The 16,853-nt window shown below is 41.9% G+C and carries 14 protein-coding genes and 1 pseudogene; 6 read left to right on the top strand and 9 right to left on the bottom strand.

Annotated elements, in window-relative coordinates; all coding sequences use genetic code 11:
• Window positions 1-116: 116 nt before the first annotated feature.
• From HMPREF3057_RS04670 to HMPREF3057_RS04660, 3 genes and pseudogenes are all read left to right on the top strand, one after another.
• Complete coding sequence (locus HMPREF3057_RS04670) at window positions 117-818, top strand: CPBP family intramembrane glutamic endopeptidase (RefSeq protein WP_049489768.1); 702 nt, start codon at window positions 117-119, stop codon at window positions 816-818.
• A gap of 419 nt (window positions 819-1,237) precedes the next feature.
• A pseudogene (locus tag HMPREF3057_RS04665) lies at window positions 1,238-1,962 on the top strand (lysostaphin resistance A-like protein).
• Window positions 1,963-2,173: 211 nt separating this feature from the next.
• Window positions 2,174-2,899 carry a CPBP family intramembrane glutamic endopeptidase gene (locus HMPREF3057_RS04660; protein ID WP_049519388.1) on the top strand — a complete coding sequence of 242 codons (726 nt, stop codon included), beginning with the start codon at window positions 2,174-2,176 and terminating at the stop codon, window positions 2,897-2,899.
• Window positions 2,900-2,944: 45 nt separating this feature from the next.
• Here HMPREF3057_RS04660 and nusB read toward each other — a convergent pair whose 3' ends face one another.
• From nusB to gatC, 9 genes are all read right to left on the bottom strand, one after another.
• Window positions 2,945-3,367: a transcription antitermination factor NusB gene (gene nusB / locus HMPREF3057_RS04655; protein ID WP_049519387.1), complete on the bottom strand. Its 423-nt coding sequence runs from the start codon at window positions 3,365-3,367 to the stop codon at window positions 2,945-2,947.
• The gene (locus HMPREF3057_RS04650; RefSeq protein ID WP_000510585.1) at window positions 3,360-3,749 is read right to left on the bottom strand and encodes an Asp23/Gls24 family envelope stress response protein; all 390 of its coding nucleotides are present in this window, start codon (window positions 3,747-3,749) and stop codon (window positions 3,360-3,362) included. Before HMPREF3057_RS04650 ends, nusB begins: the two co-directional genes overlap by 8 nt.
• Before the next feature lie 21 nt (window positions 3,750-3,770).
• Complete coding sequence (gene efp, locus HMPREF3057_RS04645; RefSeq protein ID WP_000568640.1) at window positions 3,771-4,331, bottom strand: elongation factor P; 561 nt, start codon at window positions 4,329-4,331, stop codon at window positions 3,771-3,773.
• An 81-nt stretch (window positions 4,332-4,412) separates the two neighbouring features.
• On the bottom strand, window positions 4,413-5,540 hold the full coding sequence (locus HMPREF3057_RS04640) for an SPFH domain-containing protein (protein ID WP_000505816.1): 1,128 nt from the start codon (window positions 5,538-5,540) through the stop codon (window positions 4,413-4,415).
• Between the two features lie 8 nt (window positions 5,541-5,548).
• Window positions 5,549-6,493 carry a zinc-ribbon domain-containing transport protein gene (locus tag HMPREF3057_RS04635; RefSeq protein ID WP_000715064.1) on the bottom strand — a complete coding sequence of 315 codons (945 nt, stop codon included), beginning with the start codon at window positions 6,491-6,493 and terminating at the stop codon, window positions 5,549-5,551.
• Window positions 6,494-6,592: 99 nt separating this feature from the next.
• Window positions 6,593-6,988 (bottom strand): hypothetical protein, encoded by a 396-nt coding sequence (locus tag HMPREF3057_RS04630; protein WP_001031998.1) that lies wholly within the window; start codon window positions 6,986-6,988, stop codon window positions 6,593-6,595.
• A 57-nt stretch (window positions 6,989-7,045) separates the two neighbouring features.
• On the bottom strand, window positions 7,046-8,491 hold the full coding sequence (gene gatB / locus HMPREF3057_RS04625; protein WP_049519382.1) for an Asp-tRNA(Asn)/Glu-tRNA(Gln) amidotransferase subunit GatB: 1,446 nt from the start codon (window positions 8,489-8,491) through the stop codon (window positions 7,046-7,048).
• On the bottom strand, window positions 8,491-9,957 hold the full coding sequence (gatA, locus tag HMPREF3057_RS04620; protein WP_070696623.1) for an Asp-tRNA(Asn)/Glu-tRNA(Gln) amidotransferase subunit GatA: 1,467 nt from the start codon (window positions 9,955-9,957) through the stop codon (window positions 8,491-8,493). Before gatA ends, gatB begins: the two co-directional genes overlap by 1 nt.
• Window positions 9,957-10,259, bottom strand: coding sequence for an Asp-tRNA(Asn)/Glu-tRNA(Gln) amidotransferase subunit GatC (gene gatC, locus HMPREF3057_RS04615; RefSeq protein WP_049479280.1), 303 nt, complete (start codon window positions 10,257-10,259; stop codon window positions 9,957-9,959). The genes gatA and gatC overlap by 1 nt, the downstream gene beginning before the upstream one ends.
• 165 nt (window positions 10,260-10,424) lie before the next feature.
• Between gatC and HMPREF3057_RS04610 the strand changes: the two genes are divergently transcribed.
• From HMPREF3057_RS04610 to HMPREF3057_RS09995, 3 genes are all read left to right on the top strand, one after another.
• On the top strand, window positions 10,425-11,117 hold the full coding sequence (locus HMPREF3057_RS04610; protein WP_049520880.1) for a YwaF family protein: 693 nt from the start codon (window positions 10,425-10,427) through the stop codon (window positions 11,115-11,117).
• Between the two features lie 143 nt (window positions 11,118-11,260).
• Complete coding sequence (locus HMPREF3057_RS04605) at window positions 11,261-12,805, top strand: peptide chain release factor 3 (RefSeq protein WP_000155100.1); 1,545 nt, start codon at window positions 11,261-11,263, stop codon at window positions 12,803-12,805.
• Window positions 12,806-13,565: 760 nt separating this feature from the next.
• The coding region (locus tag HMPREF3057_RS09995; protein ID WP_257370876.1) for an accessory Sec-dependent serine-rich glycoprotein adhesin at window positions 13,566-16,853 on the top strand (3,288 nt) is incomplete at its 3' end.

Below are 16,853 nucleotides of genomic sequence, written 5' to 3'. Positions count from 1 at the left end.
AGCTATTTTGATAATAGAGCATGGATAAATATGAATACTCTAGATAAATAAGAAAATAATCAATGGTATATCCTCTATATTGCCCTAATAGAGAGTTTACCATTAGGAGAGAAAGAATGAAAAAGACAATACATTTAGGAATCTGTATGATTTTAATGTTCCTGTACATTTATTTAACGCCATTAGGGGCTATAACTCTAGCTAGGACCTTTGGTTTAGGAATGGACAGCTATATAATCTTCCTAGTTGGAGAAGTGTTGCTTATTTTCTTTTTATTCGTTTTGTGGTTGAAAAAGAAGAAGATGCTCTTTATCTTCGAGAAAAAGGGTTGGCGCTGGTCTTATCTCGCTTTCTTAGTGGCTTGCTTTCTTATCTATTCTTTTCTAAATGGATTTAGAATGCAGAATATTCGATTGATTGACAATAGCTTTATTTTCCAAGACCTTCTTTCAGAACTTTACTCAAACGGAAGAGAAACGACTCTATCAAGTCTTATATTTTTAATCTTTAACATTTCGATTGTACCTGTTGTTGAGGAGACAATCTATAGAGGTTATTTTATGAATACCTTCTTTCCGAAGTCGGAGTTTTATTTGGATGTGATTTTGTCTTCTTTCATCTTCGGGCTTAGTCACTTAGTTCTATCTCATCGTGACCCCATCAGTCTCCTAATGTATAGTATTCTTGGTCTTCTATTTGCAGTCGCTTATCGAGTTACGGGTAGTCTTCGGTTTACCATTTTTTGTCATAGTTTCTATAATGCAATTCCCTATGTTCCGTCAATCTTATTTTATATTTATTATTTGATTTTTAGATAGTAGGAAGTAAAGAAAAAGTGTTTGATAATTGTCAAACACTTTTTCTAATTTAATGGGAAGATAGAGAAATCTCTTTTATCAATTTCTTATTTCTCAATGAGTAAAGCTACCATTTAGGGTGAAAAATTGACAGTTGAGGAGATAGGCTATAAAATAGACAAAAAGATGTATACTGTAGATGTAAACTGACAAAAATTTATTTTAAGGAGCTACTTGATAGGACAGGTACAAAAACATTTACAGTTCTTTTATCTGAGGACTTAGAGCAAGTTTCAGGTGGTGGCATGATTTGGTTAGTTTATGATAGACATTGGCCTTCGCCATATGCATATAGTTTGGCGACAGAATGGAGTACAATACTGAATCATGCGACTAGACGTGCTTATGGTATTAGCTATTGATAAATTAAAGGGGTAAGTATGAAAAAACTAGGGCATTTGGGAGTCTATACATCACTGGTATTTCTATCGATTTACCTACCAGAGTTAGGGATTATGCATCTAACTAAGTTTTTAGGATGGGGGATAGATGGCTATTCTATCTTTTTAACAGTTGAAGTAATAGCTCTTTTGCTATTATTTATCTACTGGCTCAAAAAGAAAGATATGCTCTATATTTTTGAAAAAAAGGGTTCAAAGAAGTCAAGATTCTTTTACCTTGTAGTTGCTCTAGTGGCTACTTATTTTGATCGTCAATTGGTGGATGCTTTTCAGTTACAGTTTCATCACCTAATTGATAACAAGTATATCTTTCAAGACCTTCTTTCGATTCTATACTCCAATGGGCAACCAACTTTTCTATCAACTGTTCTCAGTTTTAGTTTAACAGTAATCGTCGGACCTATATTAGAGGAACTGATTCATAGAGGGTATTTTATGAATACCTTTTCCCCCAGTCCAAGTACTATCTGGATGTTATCCTATCTGCTCTTATCTTTGGACTTAGTCATTTGATCCTAACTCACCGAGATCCTATCAGTTTGATTATTTATAGTTTAGGCGGTCTTTTCTATGCCCTTGTCTACCGTTGGACAAAGAACTTAAAAATTACCATCCTGTGCCATAGTTTTTTCAACTTTCTCATTTATGCAAAACCCATCTGGATTTTTGTTTACAATTATGTCTATTATCATTTTTTTAGATAGTGGAAGGCAAAGAAAAAAGTGTTTGATAATTGTCAAACACTTTTTCTAATTTAATGGGAAGATAGAGAAATCTCTTTTATCAATTTCTTATTTCTCAATGAGTAAAGCTACCGTTTAGGATAAAAAATTGACTTTTTTAAAAATAGCTGTTAATATAATAAAAGATATTTATGCTATAAAAATAAGTCAACAAAGATTTTTTGGAGTAAGTATGAAAAAACTAGGTCATTTGGGAGTCTATACATTACTGGTATTTCTATCAATTTATCTACTAGATTTCAGTAGTCTTTATCTGGCTAAGATGTTTGTCTGGGGTATGGATGGCTATTCTATTATTGTAGCAGTAGAGCAACTAGCTCTTTTAGGACTATTTATCTATTGGTTGAAAAAGAAAAAAATGCTCTATATTTTTGAGAAAAAGGGTTCGATAAAATCCAGATTCTTTTACCTTTTAGTTAGTTTAGTGGCTGCTTATTTTGTCCGTCAGTTGTTGAGTGCTTTTTACTTACAGTTTAGTCGCTTCATTAATAATAACTATATCTTTGAAGACCTTCTTTCGGTCCTATCCTTCAATGAGCAATCTACTATTTTAACGACTTGCTTCTCTTTTATCTCAGTTGTCATTTTGGGTCCTATATTGGAGGAACTAGTTCATAGAGGATATTTTATGAATTCCTTCTTTCCTAAGTCCAAATATTACTTGGATGTCATCTTATCTGCTCTTATTTTTGGGCTCAGTCATTTGGTATTGTCCCATCGTGACCTCATCAGTTTGATGGTTTATAGTTTTTCCGGTCTTTTCTTTGCTTTAGTTTACCGTTGGACAAAGAATCTAAAAATCACAATTCTGTGCCATTGTTTTATAAATTTTCTCATCCATGCAGACTTCATCTGGTTGTTTCTTTCTAATTTAATCTATTATCGTTTTTTTAGATAGTGAAAGGCAAAGAAAAAAGTGTTTGATCTAAGTCAAACACTTTTTTTACTGTTCTTCTTTTACAAACTGGCTGAGCAGTCCGTTGATAAAACGGGCAGATTTTTGATCTGAGAAGTCCTTTGCAAGCTCAATAGCTTCATTAACAGCAACCAGTTGCGGAGTGTCAAATGAAGTGATTTCAAAGACTCCCAAGCGAAGGAGGTTTCTCTCCACGAGCGTTAATCGCTCGATGGTCCAACCTGCTTTTAAATGCTGTGTGATTTGCTTGTCTAGTTCTTCCTTTTTAGCCTGAACACCAGAAACTAGCTCTGTCAAAAAGGCTGGAAGTTGCACATCCGTATCTTCACGATCATGAGTATAGGCGAAACGACAAGCAGTTTCGACATCCGTACCGAATTCAAGGCTCATGAGAGCTTGAAAAGCGCATTTACGGAGTTGGCGTCTAGATTCTAATAGTGGACTAGTCATTGAGGAAGTCCTCGTCAAATAGATCTTTCAATTCTGGTTTTGGTGTTTTATCTGGAACGATACCTGCAACGTGAATATTGATGGCAGTGAGTTCTACATCAGCCATATTGCGGACGGCATCTTTGACAGCTTTCTGGATAGCAACCGCTACCTTAGGAACTTTTACTCCGTACTCAAGGTAGAGATAGATATCTGCTGTGAGCTCTTCGTCCACGTTTTTAAGATAAACGCCACGGCCGAGAGAAAGTTTTGAAAGGGTATCAGACACTGATTTGTTTGAAAAAGAGTGTACACCCTCTACTTTTGCAGTAGCAATAGCAATGATTTTTTCAAGTACACGTGGGGCGATAACGATTTCGCCAAGTTGTTCTTCAATTCCCATAGAATGACCTCTTTCTAGAGATTAGGCACGAGAAACGTAAGTTCCTTCTGCAGTGTTGATAACGAGTTTTTGTCCTGCTTCGATGAAGTCTGGAACGTTTACGACAAGTCCAGTTTCCATCGTTGCTGGTTTACCAGAACCTGTAACAGTAGCACCTTTGATAGATGGTTGAGTTTCTGCAACTGTCAATTCGACAGTAGTAGGAACGGTAACACCAATCACTTCAGTTCCGTAGAATTGGATCTTCACATCAGAGTTTTCAAGGATGTAAAGCAATTCGTTTTCAACGTTGACAACAGGAATTTCGTATTGGTCGTAAGTTTCTGTGTTCATGAAGTAGGCTGTGTCATCCATTTTGTACAAGTATTGAGCTGGGACAGTCTCGATGATGGCTTGTTCAAATTTTTCCTCTGGACGGTAGCTTGTGTCAAATGTAGAACCAGTACGGACATCACGCAATTTCATACGCATGATTGTGTTTCCTTTACCTGGTTTGTGGTGGCTAGCTTCCAAAACGCGGATCAATTTTCCGTCAGCTGTTTCAAAGGTCATACCAGCCTTTAATTTACTTGCTTCAATCATGTTTTTACCTCTTTAATAAAATAATTTACTCTTTATTGTACCATAAAAGACAACATTACTCAAATGTCAGAAGGAGCTTAATTAGTTTACTGGTACGATATTTCCATCTTCGTCTTTGGTAACGAGGACGTATTTTCCATCGACTTCGATGTAAAAATTCTTGCTGGCAGTTTGTCCAGTGTTTTGAGCTGGTGCTTGATTTTGAACTTGTTGGCTTAGTTGACCACCCAGAGTTTGGCCAAGATTCATGCCCATAAACATGTTCATCCCATTGCCATTCCCTTCGTTGGCAGCTGCAGCAATAAGCGCTTCGTTACGAGCACGGCGTTCTTCGATTTCAATCGTGTTGTACTTCATTGCCACGAGCTCACTATCAAGCTTGCGAACGATATCAAGACTTTCTTGGTCGTAGCTGAGGTCTTCAAGCAAGATGTTAGTTGCTTCAATCCCGTAGAGACCTGTCCAAACCTTGTTGACCTCTTGTTTAGCGAGTTCGTTAAAGGTGTCTTGATTGGCATTGAGGCTATAGATATCTACCTTGTTTTCGTTGGTGTATTTGGCAATGGCAATCGCGATTTTCGGTGCGATATTTTGACGGAGCGTTCCTTGAGCTACATCTTGGAGAGTAAATGGCTGTCCGTCAGTAATTTGACGGCTAACAGAACTCACGTAGAAGAGGACTGGATCTGCTATTTTTACATCAAACAAGCCATAGAAACGGATGTTGAGCAGTTGTTGGTAACGTTCGCTGAAGTATTCGACCGCATTTTGTGTGCCGAACTTATTACCTGCAATAGGTTGCATGCGGATAAAGATAATTTCTTGTTGAGTGATGACTTGTCCACCAAAAGAGAAACGGTTTTTAAAGTTTTCCCAAGTGCCTTTTAAACCACCTTTTTCAAGGAGCCAGGCATTATCACCAGCTTGCCATTCGTGGCTACCAGCTTCGAGAACTTCACCAAGGAAGGTACCGTTGTTTACCAAAACAGCGCTATAACCTTGAGGAACGATAACCACACTGCCATCTGACAAAAGTCCAGTATTTTGATTGCTGTGACGAGAACGTCCATCTGGGTCTTTTGTGAGTAATTGTCCCTTGACGGCCAAGGCATCGCCAGAGACATTATCTGGAAGGACAATGGCTTCCTTGAATTTACTATCATTAAAACTATTTAAGCCTGCTGATAAGGCTGCACGTATAAATCCCATAATTCCTCCTAATTATAAAGCTCGTCTTCATCCACAACATCATAGGTATCGAGTACCCATTGGTTTGGACTGCGAGATAGATTGGCACCACAGTAGTCGCACTCGCTAACTGCAGAGATTTTCAAAGGGGCGCCACAGTTTGGACAGTGGTCGCTCACAACTTCGTCTGGATTGACTGCTTGCGTTTGGCTACCGTGTTGACGGATAAAGTTTAATTGATACACGGTGAAGAGATCTTTTTTAGGGTCTCCTTCAATGACACGGCGAGTCTCATCGTCAATGACATAGTCTCGTAAAATTGATGATAGAATCACCACTAAGGTATCGTTTCCGTCAGGATTTTCAATGAACTCCTTGATGCGAACATTTTCGATACAAACTTTCTCTAAAACATTAGTTGTTTTAGCACGAATATGGTCTTCGAGTTGGGCACTGTGTTGGGAGTAGAGACTGGTACTTTCTAAAGCGCGGACAGAGTTCCAATTTTTCTCAGTCCAGGCAACCTGCAATTTAAGGTAGACTTCCTTAACCCAAGATGTGAAAGCTTCCGCGTCAAAGTTTGGATCTCCGTATTTCACAAGACTAATGGCCCGTGTGTTGTGTTCAACTCGACGATGGAGCGTTTGAGAATCATTACTAGTGTCTGTTGAACTTGAATCTTCTGAGTTATTCTTCGAGGCTTTAAAGATACTAACTAGGAAAACTCCTGCGACAATCAGGAATACCAATCCCATTTCGAATGAGTTGGTAGAGCTACTAGAGGATGATCCGTATCCAGAGCGGTAGTAGTGGTAGGATGATCCGCCAGAACGACTTCCACCTCCACTTGAGCGGCTACTGCTGCGGCTGCTCCCTCCACTTCTGGAATGTCCGACACCCGCATCAACGATTTGAGGCACGGATAGAAAAACAAGTAATAAACAGGTCATTAAAAGAGCGTAAAACTTTTTCATGTGTCTCCTAACTATATGATTGAAAAGGTAGAATTCTGAATTCGAATGATTATTAAACTATTTAATAACCTTTAAAAATCATCTAAGATATACTAGGCGTTATTTACTAGCATTTAGCTTCTTTATGGAATGGCGTTCGATGAGCCATCCCACAATCCATCCTATTGCTAGCAAGTAATTTTCAAAAGCACCGATAGCATTTACAGGAGAGTGATACTCCATATAATTGAGTAAGTGATTTGTTCCTATTCCAATTCCGCCAATAATGAGAGCAAGAAGTGCGATTCGTAGATAGAACCAATCGTATTTAATATTGATAGCGAGAATAATAATCAATACAGCTAAATTCCATATTCCAATTTCTCGTTGCCAACCAGCAGATATTCCGTACCCGGAGTGGCTTCCCATGTACGATGGAAAGAAAATTTGTAGTATAGAAGCGCCTAACATAGCGATGATGACTAAGACAAATAGCAATCGTAAAAATTTGTTCATTTATTCTCCTTGTCTCATTCTCGTCTTAAAAGTAGAAAAAAGTGTATAAAGAGTAAATTACTCACTTTCTTTCAACTTCGCCAATTCCTGTGCAAGGAGTTTAAGGGCAACTTGTGGATTGGCTTGGCCTTTGGTTGCTTTCATAAGGAATCCTGTGAAGGCCTTGTCTGCGTTGCGTTTGCCTGACTTGAAGTCGGCAACGGCAGCTTCGTTATCAGCAAAGACTTGGTGGATGATTGGAATCAGAACATCTGGATCTGAGATTTGGACCATACCTGCTTTTTCCACGTATTCACGCGCGCCACCACCATTTTTAGCTAGGTGGACAAAGACTTTCTTGGCAATCTTAGAAGAGATCGTGCCGTCTTCGATGATGGCAATCATTTCTACCAAGTTTTCTGGTGTCAATTCGATTTGTTCTAGTGTTTTACCTTCGGCGTTCAAGAACTGAGCAACTTCACCTTGGAGCCAGTTAGAAACTTGTTTGGCATCGCCACCGAGTGCAACAGCTTTTTCAAAGAAGTCAGAAGTGACCTTATTTGCAGTCAACTGACTAGCATCGTAGTCTGACAAGCCAAGGTCAGCAACGTAGCGTGCACGGCGTTCCTTTGGAAACTCTGGCAGTTCAGTACGCATTTCCTCAATCCACTCGTCTGAAATTTCAAAGAGTGGGAGGTCTGGTTCTGGGAAGTAGCGGTAGTCTGCAGCGCCTTCCTTAACACGCATGAGGATGGTTGCTTTGTTGGCTTCATCGTAACGGCGTGTTTCTTGGCGGATTTGACCACCTGAGCGAAGGATTTCAGCTTGACGTTGGACTTCGTATTCGAGACCTTTGCGAACGTTTGAGAAGGAGTTGAGGTTTTTCAACTCAGTCTTGGTACCGAATTTTTCTTGACCATAAGGACGAAGCGAGATGTTAGCATCCACACGCATAGAACCTTCTTCCATCTTAACGTCTGAAATGCCAGCGTACTGGATAACTTCCTTGAGGGCAGTTAGATAAGCATAGGCTTCTTCAGGAGAACGCATGTCGGCTTCAGACACGATCTCAATCAAAGGCACCCCTTGGCGGTTGAGGTCTACATAAGAGTAGCCATCTGTACCGTGGGTGTTTTTACCAGCATCTTCTTCCAAGTGGGCGCGTTCAATACCGATTTTCTTAGTCGTACCATCTTCTAGCTCCACTTCAATCCAACCATTGTAACCAATTGGCTCATCAAACTGAGAAATTTGGTAGGCTTTTGGATTATCAGGATAGAAGTAGTTCTTGCGGTCAAAGTGCATCTTCTTGTGGATGTCCATGTTGAGGGCAAGAGCGGCCTTGATACCAGCATCGACAACACCCTTATTGAGAACTGGCAGAACTCCTGGAAAAGACCAGTCAATCACGTTGGTGTTGGCATTTTGGTCATTTCCAAAGTGGGCAGAAGTAGGTGAGAAGATTTTTGAATTGGTGTTGAGCTCTACGTGGACTTCAAGTCCAATGACTGTTTCAAAGTTCATTAGTTGTCACCTCCAAAAATCACGGGTTGTTGTTTGTGGTAGTCTGTTGTTGCTTCAAAGGCAGCAGCAGCTTGGTAAATGGTTTCCTCAGAGTATTTAGGACCAATCAATTGGAGACCGACTGGTAGACTTTGAGAGAATCCAGCAGGAACTGAAATTCCTGGGAGACCAGCCAAGTTGACTGGGATGGTCAAAAGGTCAGCCAAGTACATGGCAACGGGGTCATGGTTGAGGGAGTCCAAGTCATAGGCAACGCTTGGTGCAGTTGGTCCCAAAATCAAGTCGTAATCCGCAAAGACTTTTTCGAAATCTTGGATGATAAGGGTACGAACCTGACCAGCTTTCTTGTAGTAAGCATCGTAGTAACCTGATGAAAGGCTGAAAGTACCTAGCATGATACGGCGTTTCACTTCTTCACCGAAACCTTGGCTACGGCTGTTTACATAGATTTCGTCAAGGTTGGTCGCATCTTCTGCACGATAGCCATAACGGATACCGTCAAAACGTTGCAAGTTTGATGAGGCTTCTGATGAAGCGATGATGTAGTAAACGGCAACACCGTATTTAGAGTGAGGAAGGCTAACTTCTTCAACGATAGCACCGAGTTTTTCAAAGTGTTTAGCGGCATTCAGAATAGTTTCCTTAACCTCTGGGTCAATTCCTTCACCGAGGTATTCCTTAGGCAAAGCAATTTTCATGCCCTTGATGTCTTGGCCGATTTTTGAAGTAAAGTCGGCAATGCGGATAGGAGCAGAAGTAGAGTCTTTGGCATCTTCGCTAGCAATAGCGTTGAGCAAGAGGGCATTTTCCTTAACAGTTGGTGCAAAAGGTCCGATTTGGTCTAATGAGCTACCGAAGGCAATGAGACCGAAACGAGAAACTGTTCCATAGGTTGGTTTGAGACCAACGATTCCGTTGAAGGCAGCAGGTTGGCGGATAGAACCACCAGTATCAGAACCAAGTGACAAGCGGACTTGTCCTGAAGCTACGGCTGCGGCAGAACCACTTGATGAACCACCAGGAACCTTGCTGTGGTCCCAAGCATTTTTAGTAGCACCATAGTGTGAAGTCTCACCAGAACCGCCCATGGCAAACTCGTCCATGTTGGTTTTCCCAACAATAATCATGCCTTTAGCTTTTGCATTGGCAACGGCTGTCGCATCAAAGATAGGCTCGTAGTTGTAGAGCATTTTTGAGGCTGCGGTTGTGAGGATGCCGTCAGTAGAAATATTATCCTTAACTGCCAGTGGAATTCCTGAAAGGACATTATCCGCGTCGATTCCAGCTTCATCAATAGCTTTAGCTTGAGCAAGGGCTTGTTCTTCAGCGATAGTGACAAAAGCATTGATAGCTTTCTCGCGAGACTTGATATCTTCAAGCGTGGCCTGTGTCAATTCAGTAGCTGAAATCTCCTTAGATACAAGGAGATTGTGCAAGTCTTCAATCGTTTTGTTATTAAAAGTCATTAGGCATCTCCTCCATCATCTAGGATAGCTGGCACCTTGATATAGTAGTTTTCTTTTTCAGGTACGTTTTTAAACAAGCGGTCACGGTCTGTTCCTTCTTCGGCCACATCAGGGCGGAGTACGGTCTTGCGATCAGCCATGGTTGTAGTAGGTACGACACCAGTTGTGTCGACTTCGCCCAGCAATTCAACCATGTCAACAATTTTAGACAAGGTTGTTGCAAAAGCAGCAGTTTCTTCTTCAGAGAATTTTAATTTTGAAAGATTGGCAACGTGTGTTACCTCTTCTTGCGTAATTTTCATCTTGCATCCTTTCGTGAAATGATGATTTTTAGTCTGTTCTATTTTACCATATTTTCCTATAAATAAGGGAGCCAAACTGAAAAGAAATAGAAATTGAAAAATCGCTTTTAATTCGCTATAATGGTTAAACTAGAGAATAGAAAAAATAAGAGTTAGGATAGAAATATGTTCCATCAATTTATCACCAGAACTCAGACAGTCCCTCCTCCCATTTCGCTCTTTTGGTATGGGATTATGATGCTCCTATTAGTGCTTTGTATTTATGGAGCGCTTGTTTATCACAAAAATCCGAAATTTGTCCGCTTGTTTAAGGGGATTCAGATCCTCCAGTTACTAGCCCTATATAGCTGGTATGTTGGTTTTGGGATTCCATTTTCTAATAGCCTTCCATTTTACCATTGCCGTTTGGCTATGTTTGCGGTGGTTTTCTTGCCAGATAAATGGCGGAGCAAGCAATATTTTGCCCTCTTAGGAGCTAGTGGAGCGGTCTTTGCCTTGGTTTACCCGGTTTTTGACCCCTATGATTTCCCCCATATCACCAGTTTTTCATTTTTGATTGGGCACTATGCCCTTCTAGTGAATTCCTTGGTCTACTTGATGAATCACTATGACAAGACCTTGCTCAAGAAATATATGATTGTGGCCTATACCTTTATTCTCAATCTCTTTCTAGTTGGTGTTAATCAGGTGACAGGTGGAAATTATGGTTTGTTAAACAAGACACCTTTTATTCCGGATGCGCCCTTGTGGTTAAAATATCTCCTTGTGTCCGTCATCCTCTCACTGGCTCTGGTTCTTTTTGATATCTTGTTCAAGAAACGGTGGAAAAAGAGAAATCAGGTGCAATCTGTGCTCTAGCTTGCCTTTTCATCGGATGAGCAATTGAAAAACTCCCCAAAATCCGATATAATGAAGAGTTGAAAGGAATGGTAAAATCCAATGTAAACATCATTCTTAGCTACTGAAACAACTAAAAATAGAAAATCAAAGAAAGAGAACTTATGACTATTCAAGAAGAAATCAAGAAACGCCGTACCTTTGCCATCATCTCCCACCCGGACGCGGGTAAGACGACCATCACTGAGCAATTGCTCTACTTTGGGGGCGAAATTCGTGAGGCTGGTACGGTAAAAGGGAAGAAAACAGGGACTTTTGCCAAATCTGACTGGATGGATATCGAGAAACAACGTGGGATTTCGGTTACTTCATCTGTTATGCAGTTTGACTACGACGGCAAGCGCGTGAACATCCTCGACACACCAGGGCACGAGGATTTCTCAGAAGACACCTATCGGACCTTGATGGCGGTGGATGCTGCCGTCATGGTCGTGGACTCTGCCAAGGGTATCGAGGCCCAAACCAAGAAATTGTTTGAGGTTGTGAAGCACCGTGGCATTCCAGTCTTTACCTTTATGAACAAGCTAGACCGTGATGGTCGTGAGCCACTGGACCTCTTGCAAGAACTAGAAGAAGTCCTTGGCATTGCGAGCTATCCTATGAACTGGCCAATCGGGATGGGGAAAGCCTTTGAAGGCTTGTACGACCTCTATAACCAACGCTTGGAGCTTTATAAAGGGGATGAGCGTTTTGCTAGTCTAGAAGATGGAGACAAGCTCTTTGGAAGCAATCCTTTCTATGCTCAAGTTAAGGACGATATCGAACTGTTGCAAGAAGCAGGAAATGAATTTTCAGAAGAAGCTATTCTTGCAGGAGAACTGACGCCAGTCTTCTTTGGTTCAGCCCTGACCAACTTTGGGGTGCAGACCTTCCTTGAGACCTTCCTTGAGTTTGCTCCAGAACCACATGGCCACAAGAAAACAGATGGCGAAATTGTGGATCCTTATGATAAGGATTTCTCAGGATTTGTCTTTAAAATCCAAGCCAACATGGACCCTCGTCACCGTGACCGCATTGCCTTTGTCCGTATCGTATCAGGTGAGTTTGAGCGAGGAATGAGTGTCAATCTGCCTCGTACTGGGAAGACTGCCAAGCTTTCTAATGTCACCCAGTTTATGGCGGAAAGTCGTGAGAATGTGACAAACGCTGTTGCAGGAGATATCATCGGGGTTTACGATACCGGTACTTATCAGGTTGGAGACACCTTGACGGTTGGAAAAAACAAGTTTGAGTTTGAACCACTGCCAACCTTTACCCCTGAGATTTTCATGAAAGTTTCTGCTAAGAACGTTATGAAACAAAAATCCTTCCACAAGGGTATCGAACAATTGGTGCAAGAAGGAGCCATTCAGCTTTACAAGAATTACCAAACTGGTGAGTACATGCTAGGAGCTGTCGGACAACTCCAGTTTGAAGTCTTTAAGCACCGCATGGAAGGCGAATACAATGCGGAAGTAGTCATGAGCCCGATGGGTAAAAAGACCGTTCGTTGGATCAAGCCTGAGGACTTGGATGAACGGATGTCCTCAAGCCGCAATATCTTGGCCAAAGACCGTTTCGACCAACCAGTCTTCCTTTTTGAAAATGACTTTGCCCTCCGCTGGTTTGCGGACAAGTATCCAGACGTAGAGTTGGAGGAAAAAATGTAACTCAGCACCAACAATTGGAACTAAAGTTCCTAATTGTTGGACGCTAGTCGCTATTTGGCGAACTAGCTAACTGCCTTACTAACTACGTTTGGCAAATAGAACCGATTTGCCAAACTCCGTGTCGTAGTGTAAAATCGGCTTACCTAAACGCTTCACTAGGAAAAATCCACGAATCGATAATATTCGTGGATTTTTCCGTTGTAACGGGTAGTGAGAGGGCTAGCAACCTGCCTCACTAATTCATCGGCGAAAAATAATCGTTTTCGCCTCTTCGTGTCGTAGATTACGGCTATTAATTAGTATGGCATTTTTCTTAAATGCGTTGTAAGAAAAGTCCGCGAATGCTTTCGATTCGTGGATTTTTTTGTTGGAAAGGCTAGAAAGTTACATCGGCTACCGGCTTCATTGATTCATTTGTGAAACTGCCTTTAAATACTCTACTCCTAAAAGTCTGTGGATGCTATTGATTCATGGACTTTTTCTATATTTTGAATAAAAATCAATTCCCTGAGTGATTGGAATTAGTTACTCGATTTTTTAAGCATTTAGAAATGGTTATAAAGCAAATAAAATATATTAACAGAGCAAAAAATGAAGATTATATTGAAAAAACAGAATAGTTTTGAAATAAAGTTATTTTTGAAATCATTTTCTTTCTTCAGAGTAAGTTATAGATATTGAATTGTAGGTATATTTGGTATATAATAAGGAGATAGTTTTTATAGGTGAATAAATTCTTTTTCATATAGAGGGAAGTAACATGTTTTTTAGACGCCAGAAGGGTGAATATAGAGAAACAGACCGTGTAACTCGGTTCAAATTAATCAAATCAGGGAAGCATTGGCTACGGGCCTCGACTTCCCTTTTTGGCTTATTTAAGGTGATGCGTGGAAGTGCGGATGCGAGCCAAGTAAAGACAGAAATGGTTGAAAAGCAAGGAGGTCAGAAGTTGACCGGCTTGGATGTCTTGAAAGGGATAGCAGCTACGGGGACGATCTTAGGTGGTTTTGCTGCGACGCAAACGCGTGTTTATGCCAATGATGCAGTCGCTGTTGAAAAGACTGTCGAATCAAAAGATACCTTGGCGACGAGAGATTCAGTAGTACTGGGGACGACTCAGGATCATCAAGATACTGCTAGCTTGTCTCTGTCTACCAGTCAAAGCCAGTCATTGTCAGAATTAAATTCGCAGAGCGCCAGTCAATCTGCCTCTACGAGTCAGTCCATCAGTGCCTCAAGCTCTTCTAGTATGAGCCAGTCGATGAGCCAATCTGCTTCTACTAGTCAATCTTTGGCAAACAGTCAAAGTGTAACTGCTAGTTCAAGTGAATCCCTTGGAACACAAAATCAAGCGAATAGTAATCTGTCAGAGAGAGCTTCAGTTGGTGTTCAAAGTCAGTACCAAGCAAGTGAGCCAGCTCGGGAGACAGTGAAAGAATCACAACCTTCAAAAGAATTAAAAGCAGTTGATTTTTCTACAGAATCCTTGCCTCAAAGTGAGTCTGGTCTTGTAAAGAATGAAGATGTGACGGCTGAATCAGGTCTCACAATGACTTCCGTTGCCATGACGGAAAAACAAAATGAAGAAAAACGGAAGAAATTAGAGGCCTTGTCTGCTGAGATTGGGCAGTTTCTAGCTCAAGCGCAGGGACTTCCGAACTCGGATGAGGCGATCACGAAGGCTAGTCTAACGAAGAATGAGATAGCAGAAGCCTTGAAAGGTGAGGCTTCTGACCTTGCCACTATCCTACAAAAAGCTACAGAAGCTCGAAACAGTATTGCAAATGCTGTATTACGTGCCAACTCTGGACTTCGTGACAGCAGAAATGGACAAGCTTTGACCCAAGCTTCAAATACCGCTAGCTTCAGAGCTGCTAGGGATACTGAGAAGCCAGAACTTCAGAAAATAACCGTTACAGGTGGCGCAGTTCTAGAAGGGCAAAAATTTAAAATTTATCGAGAAGAAAATTTTTCTGGGACCATTGAGTTTACTGATAACAGTGGTCGAATTGAACATGCAAAATTTGTTCCTACTGCTGTTCCCGCGGCCTATCCGGCTACTTCAACTGTTGTCTCATTCACTACGAGCAATGGTCAAAGTATCAGAATGATTGTTCCGACAAATAAACTAGCCAAAGATGGAAATGCTACAGCATCAAATCCTTTCACCGTTTCAATCACGGGTTCTGTTGGAAAAGATCAAGCAGTAAATAGTTTGTGGACCCGTTATGTTTTCACCTATGATCAGGAAGGTAATTTTAGCGGAAATACTACTGACGTAGGTCTTGTAAAAGATTTAACAGCCAACCCTGCCGCAATTCAATTTGAAGTCCATGCTCAGTCTGAAAAGTACGAACCAGCTATCAATGCTGAGGTGAATCGAAACTTTACTCTAACGGCCAATTCAGGGACTGTTTCTGTTGGTGAAGCTAGTCAGTACATCACGAATGCTACAGGGACGCCAGAATTACCTACTACAGGAATTACTAAGGGAACTAGAACAACCTATACTTGGAAATCTGGAACCAATACGAATTTGTCTGCTGGTCGGCATACTTTGACAGCGGTGGTAACTTATCCAGATGGAAGTACGGATGAAATTGACGTGAGCTTTACTGTGCGCCCTCAGACGCCAAGGATAGAGAATCAATATCTTAACGAAAAAGGTGGGCTCTCAAATCAAGCGATTACGGTAGATGGGGTTGCTCCGGGTGGGACAGTTACTTTAACAATTGCAGGTGAAACATTTACCAAACAGGCAACGGGGAGTTCTACCAGTGTAACCTTTACTGCAACTGACTTGAAGAAAGTATATGATCGCAATGGAGGACGACTTCCAAGTGGACCAGTGACTGCTAGTACGACAGTAGATGGTTTGGTTTCAGATGTGTTTAATGGACAAATTACGCCAAATCAAGCGTCAATTTCAGTAAGTAATAGCCAGTCTGCTTCAGCAAGTGCTAGTCGATCAGCATCAGTAAGCTCGAGTCAATCGGCTTCAGCGAGTGCTAGTCGATCAGCCTCAGTAAGCTCAAGCCAATCCGCTTCAGTGAGCGCAAGTGAATCCGCTTCAGTAAGTTCGAGCCAATCCGCTTCAGTGAGTGCTAGCCAATCCGCTTCAGCGAGCGCCAGCCAGTCAGTCTCAATAAGCGCAAGTCAGTCTGCATCTGCAAGCTCGAGTCAGTCCGCTTCAGTAAGTTCGAGTCAGTCCGCATCAGTAAGCGCAAGTGAGTCAGCCTCAGCCAGCGCAAGTCAATCTGCGTCTGCAAGCTCCAGCCAGTCCGCATCAGTAAGCACAAGTGAATCGGCTTCAGTAAGTGCCAGCCAGTCCGCTTCGGTAAGTGCTAGTCAGTCAGCGTCAACGAGTGTGAGCCAATCTGCCTCAGTAAGCTCCAGCGAATCTGCTTCAGTGAGCGCCAGTCAATCAGCTTCAGTGAGCTCGAGTCAGTCTGCATCGGTAAGTTCGAGCCAATCCGCTTCAGCGAGCGCTAGTCAATCCGTCTCAGTAAGCTCAAGCCAATCCGCTTCAGTGAGCGCAAGTGAATCAGCATCAGCGAGCGCAAGTGAATCTGCTTCCGTAAGCTCTAGTCAATCCGCATCAGCGAGCGCGAGCCAGTCTGCCTCAGTAAGTTCGAGTCAGTCCGCTTCAGTGAGCGCAAGTGAATCTGCATCAGTGAGCTCGAGTCAGTCCGCGTCAGTCAGCACTAGCCAGTCAGCATCAGTGAGCTCGAGTCAATCAGCCTCAGTAAGTGCAAGTGAATCTGCATCAGCGAGCTCGAGTCAATCAGCGTCAGTGAGTGCCAGCCAATCCGCTTCATTGAGTGCCAGTCAATCAGCCTCAGTCAGCTCAAGCGAATCTGCATCAGTTAGCTCAAGTCAGTCAGCTTCATTGAGTGCAAGTGAATCCGCCTCAGCCAGCGCAAGTGAATCTGCATCAGCCAGCGCAAGTCAGTCTGCTTCAGTCAGCTCGAGTCAATCAGCGTCAGTCAGCTCAAGTGAATCAGCTTCAGCAAGTTCGAGCCAATCAGCTTCAGTGAGTGCGAGCCAG

The sequence above is a fragment of the Streptococcus sp. HMSC072D05 genome, assembly GCF_001815805.1.
Taxonomy (GTDB): domain Bacteria; phylum Bacillota; class Bacilli; order Lactobacillales; family Streptococcaceae; genus Streptococcus.
This window is presented reverse-complemented; position numbering and strand designations above follow the sequence as displayed.

What these genes read in the sequence shown, in the direction of transcription:
- HMPREF3057_RS04650 (WP_000510585.1), bottom strand. Translation starts at nt 3,749, where the DNA reads ATGGGAATTGAAGAACAACTTGGCGAAATCGTTATCGCCCCACGTGTA.
- HMPREF3057_RS04635 (WP_000715064.1), bottom strand. Translation starts at nt 6,493, where the DNA reads ATGAAAAAGTTTTACGCTCTTTTAATGACCTGTTTATTACTTGTTTTT.
- gatC (WP_049479280.1), bottom strand. Translation starts at nt 10,259, where the DNA reads ATGAAAATTACGCAAGAAGAGGTAACACACGTTGCCAATCTTTCAAAA.
- nusB (WP_049519387.1), bottom strand. Translation starts at nt 3,367, where the DNA reads ATGACTAGTCCACTATTAGAATCTAGACGCCAACTCCGTAAATGCGCT.
- HMPREF3057_RS04605 (WP_000155100.1), top strand. Translation starts at nt 11,261, where the DNA reads ATGACTATTCAAGAAGAAATCAAGAAACGCCGTACCTTTGCCATCATC.
- HMPREF3057_RS04660 (WP_049519388.1), top strand. Translation starts at nt 2,174, where the DNA reads ATGAAAAAACTAGGTCATTTGGGAGTCTATACATTACTGGTATTTCTA.
- gatA (WP_070696623.1), bottom strand. Translation starts at nt 9,957, where the DNA reads ATGACTTTTAATAACAAAACGATTGAAGACTTGCACAATCTCCTTGTA.
- HMPREF3057_RS04670 (WP_049489768.1), top strand. Translation starts at nt 117, where the DNA reads ATGAAAAAGACAATACATTTAGGAATCTGTATGATTTTAATGTTCCTG.
- HMPREF3057_RS04630 (WP_001031998.1), bottom strand. Translation starts at nt 6,988, where the DNA reads ATGAACAAATTTTTACGATTGCTATTTGTCTTAGTCATCATCGCTATG.
- gatB (WP_049519382.1), bottom strand. Translation starts at nt 8,491, where the DNA reads ATGAACTTTGAAACAGTCATTGGACTTGAAGTCCACGTAGAGCTCAAC.
- HMPREF3057_RS04640 (WP_000505816.1), bottom strand. Translation starts at nt 5,540, where the DNA reads ATGGGATTTATACGTGCAGCCTTATCAGCAGGCTTAAATAGTTTTAAT.
- HMPREF3057_RS04610 (WP_049520880.1), top strand. Translation starts at nt 10,425, where the DNA reads ATGTTCCATCAATTTATCACCAGAACTCAGACAGTCCCTCCTCCCATT.
- efp (WP_000568640.1), bottom strand. Translation starts at nt 4,331, where the DNA reads ATGATTGAAGCAAGTAAATTAAAGGCTGGTATGACCTTTGAAACAGCT.